The following is a 16,745-nucleotide window of genomic DNA, read 5'->3' as shown; positions in this document are numbered from 1 at the left end:
CCGGACATGCTCTGAGCGCTGCCCCGAGGAGAGCTCCTCATGCGTCTGTCCCGTTTCTTCATCGACCGGCCGATCTTCGCGGCCGTCATCGCCGTCATCATCACGATCATCGGCGCGATCAGCTATTTCTTCCTGCCCGTTTCGCAATATCCCGAGGTGGTGCCGCCGACGGTGACCGTCTCGGCCATGTATCCCGGCGCCTCTGCCGAGACCGTGGCGGAGACCGTTGCCAGCCCCATCGAGCAGGAGATCAACGGCGTCGAGAACATGCTCTATCTCTCGTCGCAATCGACGGGGGACGGGCGCGTGGTCGTCACCGTCACCTTCAAGCAGGGCACGGACCTCGATGAGGCGCAGGTTCTGGTGCAGAACCGCGTCGCCATTGCCGAGCCGCGCCTGCCGCAGGAGGTGCAGCGCCTCGGCATCGTTACCAAGAAGACCTCGCCGGACTTCCTGCTGGTGGTGAACCTCATTTCGCCTGATGGCTCGCTCAATCGCGAGTATATTTCCAATTACGCGCAGACCCGCATCAAGGACCGGCTGGCCCGCATCGAGGGCGTGGGCGACGTGCAGCTGTTCGGCTCGCGCGATCTCTCCATGCGCGTGTGGATCGATCCGCGCCGTGCGGCGGCGCTGGGTCTGACGGCCGGCGACATCGTCTCCGCGCTGCGCCAGCAGAATGTGCAGGTCGCGGCCGGCACGCTCGGCCAGCCCCCCTCGGGCGGATCGGCCTTCCAGCTCAATGTCGAGACGCAGGGTCGCTTCACCGATCCGCAGCAGTTCGCAAATGTCGTCATCCGCACCGACGATCAGGGCCGGCAGGTCCGCGTCTCCGATGTCGCGCGCGTTGAGCTGGGCGCCGAGGATTACGGCACCTCGGCCTATCTCGGCGACAAGGACAGCGTCATCATCCCCGTCTTCCAGATGCCGGGATCGAACGCGCTGGCCGCCGCCGAGGCTATCAAGGCTGAGATGAACGTCCTGGCGAAGGACTTTCCGCAGGGCCTTGAATATCGCATCGTCTACAACCCCACCGAGTTCATCCAGAAGTCCATCGACGAAGTCGTGAAGACGCTGGTCGAGGCGGTGATCCTCGTCGTGCTCGTCATCATCGTCTTCCTGCAGAAATGGCGGGCGGCGCTGATCCCGGTACTGGCGATCCCGGTCTCGCTCATCGGCACCTTCGCGGTGCTGGCGGGCATGGGCTATTCGATCAACAACCTGTCGCTGTTCGGCCTCGTGCTCGCCATCGGCATCGTCGTCGATGACGCCATCGTGGTGGTCGAGAATGTCGAGCGCAATCTGGAGAACGGGATGACCCCGCTCCAGGCGGCGCGCACCTCCATGGATGAGGTGGGCGGGGCGCTGATTGCCATCGTGCTGGTGCTGTGCGCCGTGTTCGTGCCGACCTTGTTCATCGGCGGCATGTCCGGCGCCTTCTACCAGCAGTTCGCGATCACCATCTCGGCTGCGACGATCATCTCGCTGGTCCTCTCGCTCACCCTGTCGCCCGCCTTCGCGGCGCTGCTGCTGCGGCACCGCCATGCCCTGCCGGAGGGCGCGCCGCGCTGGCGCCAGCTCACCGAGCGGGCGGGCGATGCGTTCAATCGCGGGTTCGACCGGTTCAGTGCCCGCTATGCGACCCTGACCGCGCGGCTGGTCCGCCAGCCCAAGAAGATCATGGCGGCCTATGTCGGGCTGATCGCGGTGACCGTCGCTGCGCTGGTTTACACGCCGTCGGGCTTCATCCCGGCGCAGGACCAGGGCTATTTCTTCACGATCATCCAGCTGCCGCCCGGCTCCTCCACCGCGCGCACCGATGCGGCGATGAAGAAGGTCGCCGAGCGGATGCTGCCCATTCCGGGCATCACCAACGCTGTCATGCTTTCGGGCTTCGACGGGGCCTCGGAGACGCGCAACGCCAGTTCGTCAGCGGCCTACTGGGTGCTCGATGATTTCGACGAGCGCGCCGCCAAGGGCCAGACCATCGACAAGCTGATGGAGGAAGCCCGCAAGGCGACCGCCGACATCAGCGAGGCGCGCCTGATGATCGTCAAGCCACCGCTCATTCGCGGCATCGGCTCGGCGGGCGGCTTCCGCCTGATGGTGCAGGATCGCGAGGGCGCCGGCTACAAGGCGATGGAGCAGGCGGCCTACAGCGTCATCGGCCCGGCCAACCAGACGCCCGGCCTCTCGTTCGTCTACACCTTCTTCGACACCGCGACGCCGCGCATCTTCGCGGATATCGACCGCGAGAAGGCGCAGATGCTCGGCGTGCCGCCGGAACGGGTGTTCGAGACGCTGCAAATCTATCTCGGCTCGGCCTTCGTGAATGACTTCAACCTGCTTGGCCGCACCTATCGGGTGACCGCGCAGGCGGACGAAGCCTTCCGGCGCACCACGGCGGACATCGCCAGCCTGCAGACGCGTTCGGACTATAACCAGATGGTGCCGATCGGCTCGATCGCCACCTTCCGGGACACCACCGGGCCGTATCGCGTGCAGCGCTACAATCTGGCGCCCGCTGTCGCCATCGATGGCGATACCGCGCCCGGCGCATCCTCGGGTCAGGCGCTGGATGCCATGGAGCAACTCGCCAATGCCAATCTGCCGCGTGGCTTCAGCCATGAGTGGACCGGCATCGCCTATCAGCAGAAGACGGCTGGCAATACTGCAGGCCTCGTCTTCGGCCTCGCCGTGCTGCTCGTCTTCCTGGTGCTGGCGGCGCAATATGAGAGCCTTGTCATGCCGCTCGCGATCATCCTGATCGTGCCGATGTCGGTGCTGGCGGCTCTGGTGGGCGTCAACCTGCGCGGCATGGACAATAACGTGCTCACGCAGATCGGCATGATCGTGCTCGTGGCGCTGGCCGCCAAGAATGCGATCCTCATCGTCGAGTTCGCCCGGCAGGGCGAGCAGAACGGCATGAGCACGCTGGATGCCGCCGTCCACGCTGCCGGGCAGCGCCTGCGGCCGATCCTGATGACCAGCTTTGCGTTCATCCTGGGTGCGGTGCCGCTGGTGCTGGCGACCGGGGCGGGCGCGGAACTGCGGCAGGCTCTGGGCACAGCGGTGTTCTTCGGCATGGCCGGCGTCACCATCTTCGGCCTCATCTTCACGCCCACTTTCTACGTCGTGAGCCGCGCGCTCGGTGACCGGATCGCACGCCTGCGCGGGCGGTCCGGTGGCGATGCCGTGCCGGCCCCCGCCGAGTGAGTGAGGAGGACCCTATCATGACTGCTCATCGCATCTTCGCACCTCTTGTTTCCGCGCTGGCGCTTTCAGCGTGCGCGGTGGGGCCGGACTACGTCGCCCCCACGCCCCCCTCGGCGTCCTCCGGCCCCTTTCTTTCCGCCGCATCCCCGGCCTTTGCGCCGGCGCCGGTCCAGCCGGACTGGTGGCGGCTCTACAATGATCCGGTGCTGGACGGGCTGGTCACCGACGCGCTCGCCGCCAATACGGATGTGCGCATCGCGCTCGCCCGGCTGGAAAAGGCCCGCGCCGGGCTGCGCGGTGCCCGGGCGGATCGGCTGCCGCGCACCGATCTTTCGGCCAGCGGCGATTATGGCCGCCTGCCCGCGAGCCAGCGCGCGCCGGGAGCGCCGCGTGAGGATTGGGCGCTCGATGCCGGACTGTCGGTCTCCTATGAGGTCGATCTGTTCGGGCGTGTGAGCCGGGGCGTGGAAGCCGCGCGCGGCGATGCCGATGCAGCCGCGGGCGATGCCGACGCCGTGCGCGTCGCCGTCGTCGCCGATACCACGCGGGCTTATGCCGATGCCGCCTCGGGCGCGGCGCAACTGGCCGTCAATCGCGAGATCGTGGGCCTGCTCGACCGGTTGCTGGACTTGACCGGCAAGCGGCGCGAGGCGGGTCTGGCGACCACGCTCGATGTCTCGCGGATCGCCGCCTTGCGCGACCAGCGCGCCGCCGACATTCCGCTCATCGAGGCGCAGCGTCAGGCCGCGCTCTTCCGTCTCGCTACGCTCACCGGCCGGACCCCGGACGCCTTGCCGGAGATTGCCGGCCAGCGCAGCATCGGGCTGGAAATCCGGCAGGCCATTCCGGTCGGCGATGGGGCCACCTTGCTTGCCCGCCGCCCGGATGTTCGCGCGGCCGAGCGTCGTCTCGCTGCCGATACCGCGCGCATCGGCGTCGCCACGGCGGACCTTTATCCGCGCATCAGCCTGGGCGGTTCGGGCGGATCGACCGGCAATGACATTGGCGCGATGTTCGGCGGTGGCCCACTGCGCTGGCTGCTGGGTGGCCTTATCAGCTGGTCCTTCCCCAATCAGGAAGCCGCCCGCGCGCGCATCGCCGGCGCACGGGCGGACAGTGACGCCGCGCTTGCCGCTTTCGACGGCGCGGTCCTCAACGCGCTGGAGGAAACCGAGACGGCGCTCTCGACCTACGGTCACGCGCTGGAGCGCCGCCAACGCCTGCAGGCCGCCCGCGATTCCGCCGGCGCCGCCGCGCGCATCACCCGTGCCCAGCAGCGCGAGGGGGCCATCGACTCCCTCCAGCTGCTCGACACCGAGCGCACCTTTGCGGAGGCAGAAGCCGCGCTCGCCGCACAGGATGCCGAGGTCGCGCGCGCGCAGATCGATGTGTTCCGGGCGCTGGGCGGGAGCTGGGCGAGCTGAGCGAGGCTCAATGGTCCCCGGACTTGCGAAGAGTCGCGCGACCGACGCTGAAATGCTAATGACATCTTAACATCCGCACCATAGCCCGTGCGGCTGAGAAGCTGTTGTGAGTCAGCAATGGACGAAGGTCAGGTTTCCAGTGAGCGGATCGACGCAATCGAACGCGCATTGTTGCGGCCTGTTGGCCAGATCGCTCTGGAGCCGTCCCTCGAAACCGCCTATCTCGACCGCACTGACCTGAAAAGGCGCACAACCATTGCCAGCTGGCACATCGGGGCGCTGATTGCCAATCTGGCGTGCCTGCCTCTGGATTATATCGTCGGTCAGCTGCAGCTGGGGTTGGCATTGCGGTTGGGCATCACGACTCCGGCCTATCTGCTGGCCATGGTGATCGTGATCCGGGGCCCGAAGCGGTTACAGAACGCCGCCATCATCCTGCCCATGGTGATCTTTGTCGCGACCGTGACCTATCTCGGGCTTCAGGTGGGGCAACCGCATAGCGACCGCTATTTGATGGCCGCGGCTCTGCTGCTGATCTTTAAAAATCTCGCAATCCCTACCTCGGTGCGGCAGGCGCTGGCGACAACGACGCTGTCGATCTTCTCCATGTTCGGTCTGGCCTTTCTACTGCGCGGCCCGAACATCGAATCCCTTACCCTCTGCGGATTCATCACCCTTGCGTCGTTCCTGCCGCTCGTTATGCGCTGTCAGGCAGAGCGCTCTGCGCGAAATGCGTTTCTCATCGAACTGAGGGACGAACTCAAATCCGCCCAGCTTGTTGCCTTGACCAAGGCGTTGGCGGAGCTTGCCGAGACGGACCCGCTGACCGGCATGCGCAACCGGCGGAGCCTTTCGGAGACGCTGAACGGCAAATGGGCGGCGGCAAGCGCAGACAACGCCTGGTTCGGTATCCTCATGATCGATATCGACCGCTTCAAGCTGTTCAATGATACCGCAGGGCATGATGCCGGCGACCGTTGCCTGGAGCGGGTGGCCTTGGCGTTGCAGAGCGAGGTTGACCGGCAGGGACATTATATCGCGCGCTTCGGCGGCGAAGAGTTCACCGCGATCACTTATGGCCTTGCGCCCGAACCTGCCCTCGCCTTTGCCGAGACGCTTCGGCGCGCGGTGCTCGATCTCGCCATTCCCCATCCCGGCTGCGAGGATGTCGCGCCGGTGACGGTCAGCATTGGTGTGGCGGTGTTGCAGCCTTCGGCTCAGGACTCCGTGGAGGATGTCATCGGCGCGGCGGACGGCGCGCTGTACAAGGCCAAGGCAAACGGACGGAATTGCGTTGTCGGCTCGGCGGGCATGTCCGGCTACATTGCGCGCACGCTCATGAAAGACGCTGGCTAGGGTCTGCCAGGAGAGGAGCGGGGCTGGCCACGGCGGGTGAACCAGCCCCATCTCTCAGTCAGAAGTCGTACCGGACCCGCACGCCATATTCGCGCGGAGCGCCGTAGAACTCGTTATTGCCGAACTGGCCGGAGACATAGGTCTCGTCGGTCAGGTTGGTGCCATAGGCTTCGACTAGCAGATCACCCTTCTGCACGCCGAGCCGGGCGCCGAGCAGTCCCCGTGAGGGCAGTCGGTCGCTAACGGGGGAGTAAAGGATATAGGTCCATTGCGGGCCGACATAGGCGTAGCTGACGCTGGGGGTGATCTTCACGTCGCCCACCCACAGGTCGTAGCGCGCACCCAGATTATAGGTCCATTTGGGCGAGTAGAGATTGGTGCCGCCGCCTGTGTTTCGCAGAAACGGCGTATAGTTGATACAGGTCGGAAGGTTGGTAGCCTGGTTCGCCGGGCATTGCTGGACCGGTGTGACCCCCGGGAAGGCGAGGGCAAGGGCGCGCGTATCGACGAACGTGGCATCGCCCAAAGAAGAGTCGACGAAAGCCACGCCGGCATCGAATGTAAAGCCAGAGACGCGCGCCTGAATTTGCGCCTCTACGCCTTTCACCGTTGCGCCGGTAAGATTGGTCACCCCCGTCTGCCCCGTTGACGTATCCAGCGCGTCGAACTGGAAGTCGTTATAGTCATAATAGAAGGCGCCAAGCTGGGTGCGAACCGCGCCGCCCAGCATCGTCGCTTTCCAGCCGATTTCATAATCGATCACCGTTTCCGGATCGAACTCGGAGACCAGCGAGTTAGAACCGCCCGGCTTGTAACCACGCGCGACGAAGGCATAGAACAGGTTGTTCTCGTCCGGTGTCCAGTTGAGCGAGACCTTGCCGGTCATCCGCCCGTCCTTGTGATCGCCGCTCAGATCCGCCACCTGCGCGCCATTCGGCGGGAAGGTGGGGATGCCCCGGCCGATCGAGACGCTGCCACCGCCCGTCACCGAGAAGTGCGAGTAGCGCGCGCCCACGTCCAGCGCGAGTTGCGGCGTGATCTTGTACGTCACCTGGCCGAAGACGCCGGTGGTGGTCTTGTCATTGTCGATCAGAATGTCCGTCGGGAAGCCGTCCGAGCGGTTCTCGATGATCACATCGATCCGGTTGCGTTGATAATAGCCGCCGACAATCCACGAAAGATCCTGATCGGTCGGCGAGATGATGTTGAACTCCTGCGTCCACACCCGCTCGCGCACGAACTGCTGCTGCGTCGCCACCGGGAAGGCTGCGGTGTAGCGCGCGGCATTGGTCGCATCGCTGTCGTAGAGGTTGAAGATGCGCTTGTTCTGGTAGCCGCTGAGCGAGCGCAGGGTAATGCCCGAGCCCAGCTCGTAGCGCAGTTCCAGCGAGGCCTGGATCGCCTTCTCGTCATTCTGCGTCGGCGTATCATAGTCGATCAGGCGCGGATCGCTGGTGCGATAGGCCGCATAGGCGGTGCCGGTAATGGGGCGGTAGGCATAGCCGCCGGTTTCCTTGTCCGCGGCTTCGAGCTTGAACAGCGCCTGGAAGCTCTCGGTCGGCTTCCACAGCGCACCAAAGCGGCCCGATAGCTCATCGAGCCGACCGGCCGAGCTGCCGGCGGGACCGATGTCGGTGTAGAAGGAATCGCGCGTGCGCCATTTGCCGGCGCCGCGAATGGCCAGCGTGCGCGAGAGCGGCAGGTTGAGCACCGCTTCCACGCTGCGGGCGTCATAATTGCCGATCGAGCCCTCGATGGAGCCTTCCACGCCCGCAAGATTGGGGTTGCGGGTGTTGATGAAGATCGCGCCGCCGGTCGAGTTGGAGCCGACGAACGTGCCCTGCGGCCCGCGAAGCACTTCCACCGTGGCAATGTCGTAGAAGCTGGAGGTGGTGACGATGGGCGGCTGGAAGATGCCGTCCACATAGGTCGCCACGCCGTTTGCCACTGCGGGCGATCCGCTGGCGAGGCCGATTCCGCGAATGTTGACGTTCTGCGTCAGCCCGGCGTCGGTGACGGAGAGCGAGGGCACCACGGTCTGTAGCTCGTCCACCCGGGTGACGCCCTTCTCCACCAGGCCCTGGCCTGAGAGCGCGGTGGCGGCAACGGCGACCTTCTGGAGATTTTCCTCGCGCCGTTGCGCGGTGACGATGATCTCTTCCAGACCCTCGCCTTGTTGCGGGTTTTGCTGCGCCAGTGCGGGTGCCATCGCAACCACGCATGTCGTTGACGAAAGCAACGTCAGCAGTGCGCGGACGGCATAAACCTGTCGATTGGCTTTCATATCCTCCCTCTCCCTTGTCTGTTTCCCCGGCCTCCTTTGGCTATTGTGCCTTCAGGTGCGCGCGAGGCTTCTCATTTTCATTTTCAGTCCGCCGACTGCGCCTCTGCCTCATCCATTTTTGGCGGCTTCCATGAGCCTGGCAGAGGATCGCGACGTGCTGTGCCATTGGTCTATGAGGTTTCGTTTGTTTCGGCGACTCCTTTCATTTATATGAAAAAGAAAATAGTCTGCCTGTGGCGCGCGGTCCACAGTTACCGCTGAGCGAGAATGGGAGAGGCGTGCAATGGAAATCATCATCGCGGCAACACCCCCGACAGTTCCCGGACAGAGTCATTCTGCGCGAAATTTGTAATCGATTGCTGATTCGCTGTCACGCGTTTACTGTGAGGGCGCCTTGTGGAGAGGAGCGGAAGACCGTCATGACCATGCATCGCCTTATGTTTGCGCCGCTTGCGGCCATCCTCGCGCTTCTTCCTCACCAGCTCCGGGCGGCCGAAGCCCCACCGTCGGGCACGACCTCTGCAATCCCCGCCGCGACCATCGCAGATGCCACCGCCCGATGCGCCGCGCTCGGCGCAACCATGGCGGGGCACTGGCCGGATGCCTCCACCCGCCTGCTCAGCGCGACCTTCAATCCCGCCGGCCCCGCGCCGGTGCCGCCCGGCCCTCCCGGCATGACACCGCCGCCGGTCGAGCTGCCGGCCCATTGCGCCATCGTCGGCGCGACGCGCGCGCACACCGGCGTCGACGGCCAGGCCTATGCGATCAGGTTCCATCTGCGCCTGCCGGTGGCATGGAACGGGCGGTTCTTCTTTTCGGGCGGGGGCGGCACCAATGGCGAGCTGGGCGACGCTATTGGCCGGCTGACCGCCGCAGCGCCGGCCTTGGTTCAGGGCTATGCCGTGCTCTCGCAGGATAGCGGGCACGATAATGCGACCAATAGCGATCCTGCGCGCGGCGGCGCGAGCGCTTTCGGTTTCGATCCGCAGGCGCGCGCCGATTATGGCGGCACCTCGCTGCCGGTCGTCACCCATGCGGCCAAGGCGGCGATCCGCCAGTTCTACGGGAGCGACCCCCGCCAGAGCTATTTCGTCGGCTGCTCCAAGGGCGGGCAGGAGGGCATGATGCTCGCCCAGCGCTACCCGGATCTGTTCGACGGGATTGTCGCGGCCGCGCCCGGCTTCTCGCTGCCCAAAGCCGCGATTGCCGAGGCGTGGAATACGCAGGCCTTCGCCTCCGTCGTGCAGGCATCCGGCAAGCCGGTGACGCTTGCCAATCTGCGCGCAAGTTTCAGCATGGGCGATCTCGCGCTGGTCGGGCAGGCGGTGCGCACCGCCTGCGACGCGCTCGACGGCACGACTGATGGCCTGATCGGTGCGGTCGGCCAGTGCACCTCCGCCAGGGTGCTGCCACAGTTGCGCGCCAGCCTGTGCAAGGGCGACAAGGCCGAGGGCTGCCTCTCCCAGCCACAGCTCGACGCGCTGTTGCGCATTCACGAGGGCGCGCGGGACAGCAAGGGCGCGCAGATCTATCCGGGTTTCCCGTGGGATGCCGGCTGGGCGGACATGGGCTGGCGCATCTGGATGCTGGGCACGCCCGATGGCAGCGTGCCGCCGATCAATGTCGCCATGGGCCTGCCTTCGCTCGCCGCCGTCTTCATGACGCCGCCGACGCTGGCCGGTGCCACGCCTGACGAATTGCTGGCCTGGGCCATGCGCCTCGACATGAATCGCGCCCGCGCCGGCGTAGAGGCGGTGGTGCCACCGTTCACGCGCTCGGCCTGGCAGGATATCGGCGCGCGGTCGAGCGACCTCGATGCGTTTCGCGCGCGGGGCGGCAAGCTCATCGTGCCGCATGGTATGTCGGACCCGGTCTTCTCGGTAAACGATACGCTGGCCTGGTGGGGCGAGGTCGATGCCCGGTACAAGGGCGCCGCGCGCGAGTTCGTGCGCGTCTTCCCGGTGCCCGGCATGGGCCACTGCGCCGGCGGCCCGGCGACGGATCAATATGATGCGTTCGGTGCCCTCGTCGCGTGGGTGGAGCAGGGCAAGCGGCCCGATCAGTTGAGCGCAACCGCCGGGCCGATGTCCGGCCTCAACGGCATCCAGCGCCCTATCTGCGCGGCGCCCGCCATCGCCCGGCGGGCGGGCGACACATCGGATCAGTCTGCGGCGCAGATCAGCTGCACGCAGCCATGAGCACCGACGGCCGCGCCATCTCCCCCGTCCGGGCGCGGCCGTCGTTGCAAGGATAGGCGCGACGTCCGTCTGCCAGACCGTCGCGGCGCGCACCTGCCATGTTGGATGAGGGGCAGCGCCTCCCATCCCGCGTCCGTCGGCATTTTTATTGAAATGCTCTGCGGTGCTGTGGACAAATTACTGTGCGACGGAACATCTGCGAAGGGCGGCCGGGGTCGCTGGGTCGACGTCGAAATGCGATCTTTGCCGATTTTCCCCGTTCGTGCTGAGTAGCGCCGCAGGCGCGTATCGAAGACCCGTATCGAAGCATCGCAGCGCACAGGCCAGCCTTCGATACGCCGCTTCGACAAGCTCAGCAGCTACTCAGGACGAACGGAGGGAATGCCGGCAATGGCGTCGCGCCTGATCAGTCCGCGTTCAACACCAAGGTTGGACCACAGCCATAGCCGCTTTGGAGAGGTGACGAAGGATGGATGAGCGGCCAGTTTGGCGTGGGGAGCGGACATCCCGATTGTGGTCTTCTGGCTTGAACCGCAGATGAGAGCGGCGGTAGCATCACGATATGACCATCGCTTCGTTTAAGCATCATCTTCAAACAGCGATGCCTTTTGGCTGTCTGCCTAGCGCCCTTCTCTTTGTCGGGATGGGATTCGCTGTGTTTGTTGGCAACATCATGGGCGATTGTGAAGCTGGATCGGGTTGCCACGATAACGATGGCTTTCACATCCTGAACGGGGTCATGTGGACGCTAGTCATCGCGATGTCGATTGGAGTAGGGACCTGGCTGGCGTCGGCGGTTTTGAAAATGGCCTTGCGACCTTTGATTGGCTCGGTCGCGACCAATCTTCTTCTAGTAATTATGTCGCTGCTTGTCGTGTGGCTTTGCTTCAATCCGGCAATGGACTTCGTCCTCAAAACCACAACCCTCGCCGGTAATCTGTAAGGCGCCTTCAGGACATTCCAGCGCTAAGAGAATGTCCGCAAAGTCGTCGTACCGGGAATGGCAGCTCACCAATCGAAATATCGGACAACGGCCACCCAGCGCGGCATTCAACCTTTCCCTCGCCGCCTAGGCTGATCGTTCAGCCCCGGCTACACTTGGGCTCGCAATCGCAAGGCCGCTGCCGAGCACGAGGGCGTCCTCGACAAAGCCGGTCGCGGTCTGCCCATAACGCCGCATCGCCGCGCAGCGCAGGCGCCAGCCGAGATAAGATGAGGCCAGCGCCGTCCCGACTGCGACCGCCGCGCCTAGCCCGCGGCGGCCACGCGGCGCCAGGGCGGCGCCGGCATAGGCCGCCGTCACGCTGCGCACGGCGAGGCCGATCGGCACGATCCGGTCGGGCGCGCTCTTCATCTTGTCGCCGGCCATCTCCGCCGCCGCCAGCGACGCTGCGCCTGCCGCGATCAGCGGATTGCGCAACAGGCCCTGCAGGGGCAGCACCACCGGAATATCCCCCTTGCGCGTGCCTGTCGCCACTGCCGCCAAGGGCGTCATGCCACGCTGCCCGGCCACCAGGCCGATGAGGAAGGATCGGATCATGTCGCGTTCTCCGTAGATGGGTTCGTCTGGAGAACTGACGCGATGCGGGGATCGTTCCGGGGCGTGAGTATTCTTGGGCGGCGTTGCGCGAGGGGCACCGCCGCCGTCCTACGGCTGCACCGGCGGCACGCGCATCTCCAGCATGGCGCGGGTCTTGCGGCTGATGCCCCACAGGATGCCGGGGCGGTTCTCGTCCCAGTCGATCGCCTGGCCTTCCGCCTCCATGGGCACGGTGGCGATATGGTCTAGCGTGGCGCCGCCCTTGGGTAATTGCGTCACATAGAGCTCGGGATTGTCATGGCCGGAGAGCCACAGCCGTCCGTCGGGGCCGAACCCGCCGCCCGAGATGCTCATCGGCGCGATCCGCTCGAGGATCGTGGCGGGCAGCGCCCAGCTTTGCGTGCGGCGCCAGTCCGTATCGAACTGGACGAGGGTGGTGTGGCGGTGGTCGCGCGGTGCCTCGCCGCCCTTGCCGTCATAATTGGCGAACAGCCCCCACCAGTGTCCGTCATGCCAGTCGACCCAGGTCAGCGAGCCGGTGCCAAGGCCGAGCGAGACGGTGCGCTTGTGGGCGAGGGTGACGGGATCGAAGATCTCGACCGAACTGGCCTGTGGCACGCTGGGGAAGTTGGAGGCCGCGCACACCAGCTCGGCCTTGATGAGCGCGCAGCTGTTGATGTGCGGGTAGCGCGCCGGCTCGCCAGTCCAGACTGCCCGCCGCGCGCCGGTCTTGCGATCGTAGCGGGCGATGGTCCAGTTGGCGACGGCATAGACATCGTTCGGGCCGACCGCCACGCCCTGCCGCGCTTCCTCGGCAGGGATGCGGCGCAGCGTTTCGGCCGGCTGGCCCTGGGGCGGGGCGGCAGCGGGTGTCCCCGCCGCCGCTGCCGCCGTGGCGGCACTGGCTGCCAGAGCGAGAAGCAGGCCCATCAGAAATTCGCCGCCACGCCGAACCAGAAGGTCCGGCCATATTCAGCGGATTCCTGCAGGTAGGTGCGCCCGGGCCCGACCAGCTCGCGCCGGCCCTGATTGTTGAGGTTCTGCCCCTCGGCATAGAGCGTGATGTTGGACGTGACGCGATAGCTGATATTGGCATCCAGCGTGCCACGGCTCTTCCAATATTGGTCGGCATTGGGGATGGTGTCGTTGATCGTCTCCAGGAAGCCGCCGATATAGTTGTAAGACAGGCGCCCCTCGAACTTGCCCTTCTGATAATAGACCGAGGCGTTCCACACCGTGTCCGGCTGGAGGAACAGGCTGGTCACGCGCGGGCCGGCCGTGGTGAGGAAGGTGAAACGCGTATCGAGGAAGGTCGCGTTGGCGCTCATGCCCAGCCCGTCGAACGGATCGGGCAGGAAGGTCAGCGCCTGCTGAAGGTTCAGCTCTAGGCCCTTGATGGTCGCCGTTTCGGCATTGCGCGGTTCAGAGACGAGTACGCTCTCCGGGCCCCGGCCGACATCGATCGTCTCCACATTGGAGAGGGTGAAGATCTCGTTCTTGATCTTCTTGTGGAACAAAGCGGCGGAGATCACGCCATCCTTCGGGTAGAACTCGAAGGAGAGATCGAAGCCCCGGCTCTCGCGCGGCTTGAGGCCCGGATTGCCACGGGACAGCGTTGGCTGGCTGCCATCGAAACTGAGCGTCTCGCTCGCCGCGATGGAGGAATAATCCGGCCGGCCGATGGTGTTGGTATAAGCGCCGCGCACCACGACGCGGTCGGTCACATCCCAGCGGATGTGCGCGCTGGGCAGCCAGTTGCCATAGCTGCCGTCCGTCGTGATCTGGGTGAGCGCGCTTCCGAGCGTGCGATAGGCATCGGAGGAGACTTCCGTGCGCTCATAGCGCAGGCCGCCGAGCAGCGTGACATTGCCGATCCGGGTGCTGCCCTGCACATAGCCGGCATAGACGTCCTCGTTGACCTTATAATCGCCCGCCTTCGAGGCGACGGTGGTGGTGAAGCGGCTCTGATTGGCCTGATAGAAGGCCGGAAAGGCCTGCGCATCGATGCGGATCGGAATGTAGAATTTGTCGCGGATCGCTTCGCTCGGCCCGGCGGTCACCACCTTGTCGAGCGTGTAGGTGAAGCCGCTGGCGGCCTTGTAGTCGGTCCGCTCGACTTCGTTCTTGCGGCTCGTGAGGCGCAGCACGGCGCCGGTCTTGAGCTTGATGCCGCCGTCGATGCTGTCATCGCCATAAGTGAAGTTCAGGCGGAACTGGCCGCTCTTCTCCAGCGACTTCTCCAGATTGCTGCGCTGCTGCTGGAGATAGAAGTTCTGCGGGTTCACCGCTGCGGCGGTGTTGGTCGGCGTGAACACGGGGTAGAAGTCCGACGTATCATAGCTGAAGGCATAGCGGGTCGCGTCGGCATCGCGGGTGCGGAACTCGATGCTCTCATTGGGCACGCGCATCCGCCCGAGCGAGAACACCGCGTCGCCGTCCAGCTTCCATTGCTCGCCGCCATCCCAGGCGAAGGCGGTGCGGCCGAGCGCGACGAGGCGCCGCGTAATCGGCTGGTTGAGCTGCACGATGATCCGCCCGCGCGCGAACTGACCGCTGGTCTGCGTCTGGTTCGCGACATTGCCGATCGGCTCCATGCGATATTCGATGCGCTCCTCATCGTCCTCGGTGCGGGCGACGACGCCGGAGAGTTCCCAGCGGAACGTGTCGGAGGGGCGCCATTCGAGCTTGGCGTTGCCGCCGGTGCGCTGCTTGGTGTTGTTGTACCAGAAGAGGCGGTGCTGGGTCGGCACCTGGATGCCGTTGCCGGTCGCCGCGCCGCTGTCCACCGGGGCGCCGGCGGCGGTATATTCGCGTACGGAGGGGCTGGCTACCTCGATCTGCGGAATGTCGTAATCGAGCTGCTCCTGGCTCGCGCCGATCACGATGCCCCATTCGTCATCCGCGCCGAAGGTGGTGCCGGCGGCAAAGGCCAGCCGGTAGGAGGGCTTGCTGTTGCGCACCTCGCCATGCTGCTCATAAATGCCATAAGAGGCGATGCCGTTGAAGAACGGCCGCCCAGCATCGAAGGCGCTACGGGTGGTGATATTGATGATGCCGCCGACGGCATTGGCGTCATTCTCCGGCGTCACCGTCTTGATGACCTCGATCCGCCCCGCCATCACGGAGGGCACGATGTCCAGCGGCACGGTGCGCCCGCCCGAATCCACGCCGGCCACCAGCGCGCCGTCCACCGTCGTACGGTTGTAGGTGGATTGCAGGCCACGCAGCACCGGGAAGCGCGGCTCACCCTGATCCTCCTGCACGGAAAGACCCGGAATGCGCCGCAGCGCCGCCGCCGTATTATGGTCCGGCAGCTTGCCGATATCGTCGGCGGAGATCGCATCCATCACCGCAAACGCCTCGCGCTTCTCCGCCGTCGCCTCATATTGCGCGCGGCGCTGGCCGGTGACGACGATGGTGTCACCGTCCGCACCGGCCTCGCTCTCGGCCTCCGGAACGGGCGCGGATTGCGCGAAGGCAGGCGTGGCAAGCAGAATGGCCGAGCACAGCAAAGCGGCCCGGAAAGTCGGGTAAAGCGGTTTCATTGTGGTGAGTCCCCAAAAGCAGGTTTTGTTCTGGGGGCGGCAGATAGGGAGGCGTTGCGTCAGGGAGGTGACGGAACGGCGTCATGCACATGAAGGGAGGATGACGGATTGGTGACGGGGTGGGTCTCGTCAGGTCAGTGGGCAGGGACAGCTCGTCACTTATAAAAGCCGTCGCGCAGATTTACCCCATGCTCCAGCCATATGCGCATGGCGCAGAGCATGCCGGTCCAGCCTTCGCAATTGCCGTAGGACGCTTTGAGGCCCGCCGCATTGTCGCGCCAGCCTTCCTCGCTGATCTGCACATGGGTTCGTCCGCCGTCCAGCGCGGTGAAGGTCATGGTCACGGTGGTGAGCGCGCGGCCTTGGGCGTCCGGCGTCACGGCGTCGTCCGCACCGGCCCAGCGCAGCACGATGCGCGCGTTCTGCTCCACCTCGACCACCTCGACAGGGAAGGCGCCGGGAAAGTCATGAAAGTCCCAGGTCACCGTTGCGCCCGGTTCCAGTCGCCCCTGCGCCCCGCCCGTGGTGAAGAATTGGGATAGGTGGGCCGGGTTCGCCACGGCCTCAAATACCTCATGCACCGGCTTATCGATCCGCCCGCCGACCGTGAACTTCAGCTCCATGCTCCATCCTCTCGCAAAGGAAGCACCACCGCCTCTTGATAGGGCGACTCATATGTTATAAAAACATAACATGTCAACGCAGACTAAAATCGCAAAGCCCGAGACGGACAATGAGGATGCTGCCGACGCGCTGTTCAAGGCGCTCGGTCACCGCGCCCGCCGCCGGATGCTCGATGCGCTCAAGGGCGGCCCTCAGACCACCGGGATGCTGTGCGCGCTCCTGCCGGAGCTGGATCGCTGCACGGTCATGCAGCATCTGGGCGTGCTGGAGAGTGCCGGGCTGGTGATCGCCGAGAAGCGCGGGCGCGAGCGGTGGAATCACCTCGATGCACTGCCCATTCACGCGATCCACGAGCGCTGGATCGGCCCTTATGCGGCCTATGCGGCGTCGATGCTCGCTCGGCTGCGCTGAATCGACGACGCTGTAAGGGATGCCCGCCAGCAGGTGACAAACCTCCGCGCTCCCCTTATGAAAGCCGCCATGCCCCGTCTGCGCTTCACAGTCGCGACTACGCCCCTCACCCGGACTAGCACCGGGGTCGTCGGCACGCGCCTCATC

At 65.3% G+C, this 16,745-nt stretch carries 11 protein-coding genes; 6 read left to right on the top strand and 5 right to left on the bottom strand.

All coding sequences use genetic code 11. From position 1 onward, the window contains the following. Positions 1 to 39 precede the first annotated feature (39 nt). From M2335_RS14905 to M2335_RS14895, 3 genes are all read left to right on the top strand, one after another. On the top strand, positions 40 to 3,216 hold the full coding sequence (locus tag M2335_RS14905; RefSeq protein ID WP_264595177.1) for an efflux RND transporter permease subunit: 3,177 nt from the start codon (positions 40 to 42) through the stop codon (positions 3,214 to 3,216). Between the two features lie 17 nt (positions 3,217 to 3,233). After that, a complete protein-coding gene (locus M2335_RS14900) occupies positions 3,234 to 4,640 on the top strand; it encodes an efflux transporter outer membrane subunit (protein WP_264595176.1) in 1,407 nt (468 codons plus the stop codon). Between the two features lie 117 nt (positions 4,641 to 4,757). Continuing rightward, positions 4,758 to 5,996 carry a GGDEF domain-containing protein gene (locus tag M2335_RS14895; protein WP_264595175.1) on the top strand — a complete coding sequence of 413 codons (1,239 nt, stop codon included), beginning with the start codon at positions 4,758 to 4,760 and terminating at the stop codon, positions 5,994 to 5,996. Positions 5,997 to 6,054: 58 nt separating this feature from the next. On the opposite strand, the gene M2335_RS14890 is transcribed toward M2335_RS14895, so the two are convergent. Next, complete coding sequence (locus tag M2335_RS14890; RefSeq protein WP_264595174.1) at positions 6,055 to 8,280, bottom strand: TonB-dependent receptor; 2,226 nt, start codon at positions 8,278 to 8,280, stop codon at positions 6,055 to 6,057. 419 nt (positions 8,281 to 8,699) lie between these two features. Between M2335_RS14890 and M2335_RS14885 the strand changes: the two genes are divergently transcribed. Together M2335_RS14885 and M2335_RS14880 are read left to right on the top strand one after the other, a co-directional pair. Further along, positions 8,700 to 10,478 carry a tannase/feruloyl esterase family alpha/beta hydrolase gene (locus M2335_RS14885; RefSeq protein WP_264595173.1) on the top strand — a complete coding sequence of 593 codons (1,779 nt, stop codon included), beginning with the start codon at positions 8,700 to 8,702 and terminating at the stop codon, positions 10,476 to 10,478. A 562-nt stretch (positions 10,479 to 11,040) separates the two neighbouring features. Then, positions 11,041 to 11,421 carry a hypothetical protein gene (locus tag M2335_RS14880; protein ID WP_264571954.1) on the top strand — a complete coding sequence of 127 codons (381 nt, stop codon included), beginning with the start codon at positions 11,041 to 11,043 and terminating at the stop codon, positions 11,419 to 11,421. Positions 11,422 to 11,547: 126 nt separating this feature from the next. Here the strand turns inward: M2335_RS14880 and M2335_RS14875 are convergent, their stop codons facing one another. The 4 genes from M2335_RS14875 to M2335_RS14860 all read right to left on the bottom strand — a co-directional run bounded on the left by M2335_RS14875 (position 11,548) and on the right by M2335_RS14860 (position 16,186). Then, positions 11,548 to 12,018 (bottom strand): DUF4126 domain-containing protein, encoded by a 471-nt coding sequence (locus M2335_RS14875; RefSeq protein ID WP_264595172.1) that lies wholly within the window; start codon positions 12,016 to 12,018, stop codon positions 11,548 to 11,550. A 108-nt stretch (positions 12,019 to 12,126) separates the two neighbouring features. After that, a complete protein-coding gene (locus M2335_RS14870) occupies positions 12,127 to 12,948 on the bottom strand; it encodes a hypothetical protein (RefSeq protein WP_264574377.1) in 822 nt (273 codons plus the stop codon). Beyond that, positions 12,948 to 15,563, bottom strand: a complete 2,616-nt coding sequence (locus M2335_RS14865) for a TonB-dependent receptor (RefSeq protein WP_264595171.1) — start codon at positions 15,561 to 15,563, stop codon at positions 12,948 to 12,950. The genes M2335_RS14870 and M2335_RS14865 overlap by 1 nt, the downstream gene beginning before the upstream one ends. A 155-nt stretch (positions 15,564 to 15,718) precedes the next feature. Next, positions 15,719 to 16,186: an SRPBCC family protein gene (locus M2335_RS14860; protein WP_264595170.1), complete on the bottom strand. Its 468-nt coding sequence runs from the start codon at positions 16,184 to 16,186 to the stop codon at positions 15,719 to 15,721. Positions 16,187 to 16,256: 70 nt separating this feature from the next. Here M2335_RS14860 and M2335_RS14855 point away from each other — a divergent pair, with 70 nt between their 5' ends. Continuing rightward, positions 16,257 to 16,598: an ArsR/SmtB family transcription factor gene (locus M2335_RS14855; protein WP_264595169.1), complete on the top strand. Its 342-nt coding sequence runs from the start codon at positions 16,257 to 16,259 to the stop codon at positions 16,596 to 16,598. The last annotated feature ends 147 nt before the right edge of the window (positions 16,599 to 16,745 follow it).

The sequence above is a fragment of the Sphingobium sp. B12D2B genome (assembly GCF_025961775.1).
Classification (GTDB): domain Bacteria; phylum Pseudomonadota; class Alphaproteobacteria; order Sphingomonadales; family Sphingomonadaceae; genus Sphingobium.
Note: the sequence above shows the minus strand (reverse complement) of the source record. Positions and strands in the feature narration are given on the sequence as shown.

Excerpts from the sequence above, each read along its gene's own strand:
- M2335_RS14860 (WP_264595170.1), bottom strand. The coding sequence starts at position 16,186 with ATGGAGCTGAAGTTCACGGTCGGCGGGCGGATCGATAAGCCGGTGCAT.
- M2335_RS14855 (WP_264595169.1), top strand. The coding sequence starts at position 16,257 with ATGTCAACGCAGACTAAAATCGCAAAGCCCGAGACGGACAATGAGGAT.
- M2335_RS14900 (WP_264595176.1), top strand. The coding sequence starts at position 3,234 with ATGACTGCTCATCGCATCTTCGCACCTCTTGTTTCCGCGCTGGCGCTT.
- M2335_RS14870 (WP_264574377.1), bottom strand. The coding sequence starts at position 12,948 with ATGGGCCTGCTTCTCGCTCTGGCAGCCAGTGCCGCCACGGCGGCAGCG.
- M2335_RS14865 (WP_264595171.1), bottom strand. The coding sequence starts at position 15,563 with ATGAAACCGCTTTACCCGACTTTCCGGGCCGCTTTGCTGTGCTCGGCC.
- M2335_RS14895 (WP_264595175.1), top strand. The coding sequence starts at position 4,758 with ATGGACGAAGGTCAGGTTTCCAGTGAGCGGATCGACGCAATCGAACGC.
- M2335_RS14905 (WP_264595177.1), top strand. The coding sequence starts at position 40 with ATGCGTCTGTCCCGTTTCTTCATCGACCGGCCGATCTTCGCGGCCGTC.
- M2335_RS14875 (WP_264595172.1), bottom strand. The coding sequence starts at position 12,018 with ATGATCCGATCCTTCCTCATCGGCCTGGTGGCCGGGCAGCGTGGCATG.
- M2335_RS14880 (WP_264571954.1), top strand. The coding sequence starts at position 11,041 with ATGACCATCGCTTCGTTTAAGCATCATCTTCAAACAGCGATGCCTTTT.
- M2335_RS14890 (WP_264595174.1), bottom strand. The coding sequence starts at position 8,280 with ATGAAAGCCAATCGACAGGTTTATGCCGTCCGCGCACTGCTGACGTTG.
- M2335_RS14885 (WP_264595173.1), top strand. The coding sequence starts at position 8,700 with ATGACCATGCATCGCCTTATGTTTGCGCCGCTTGCGGCCATCCTCGCG.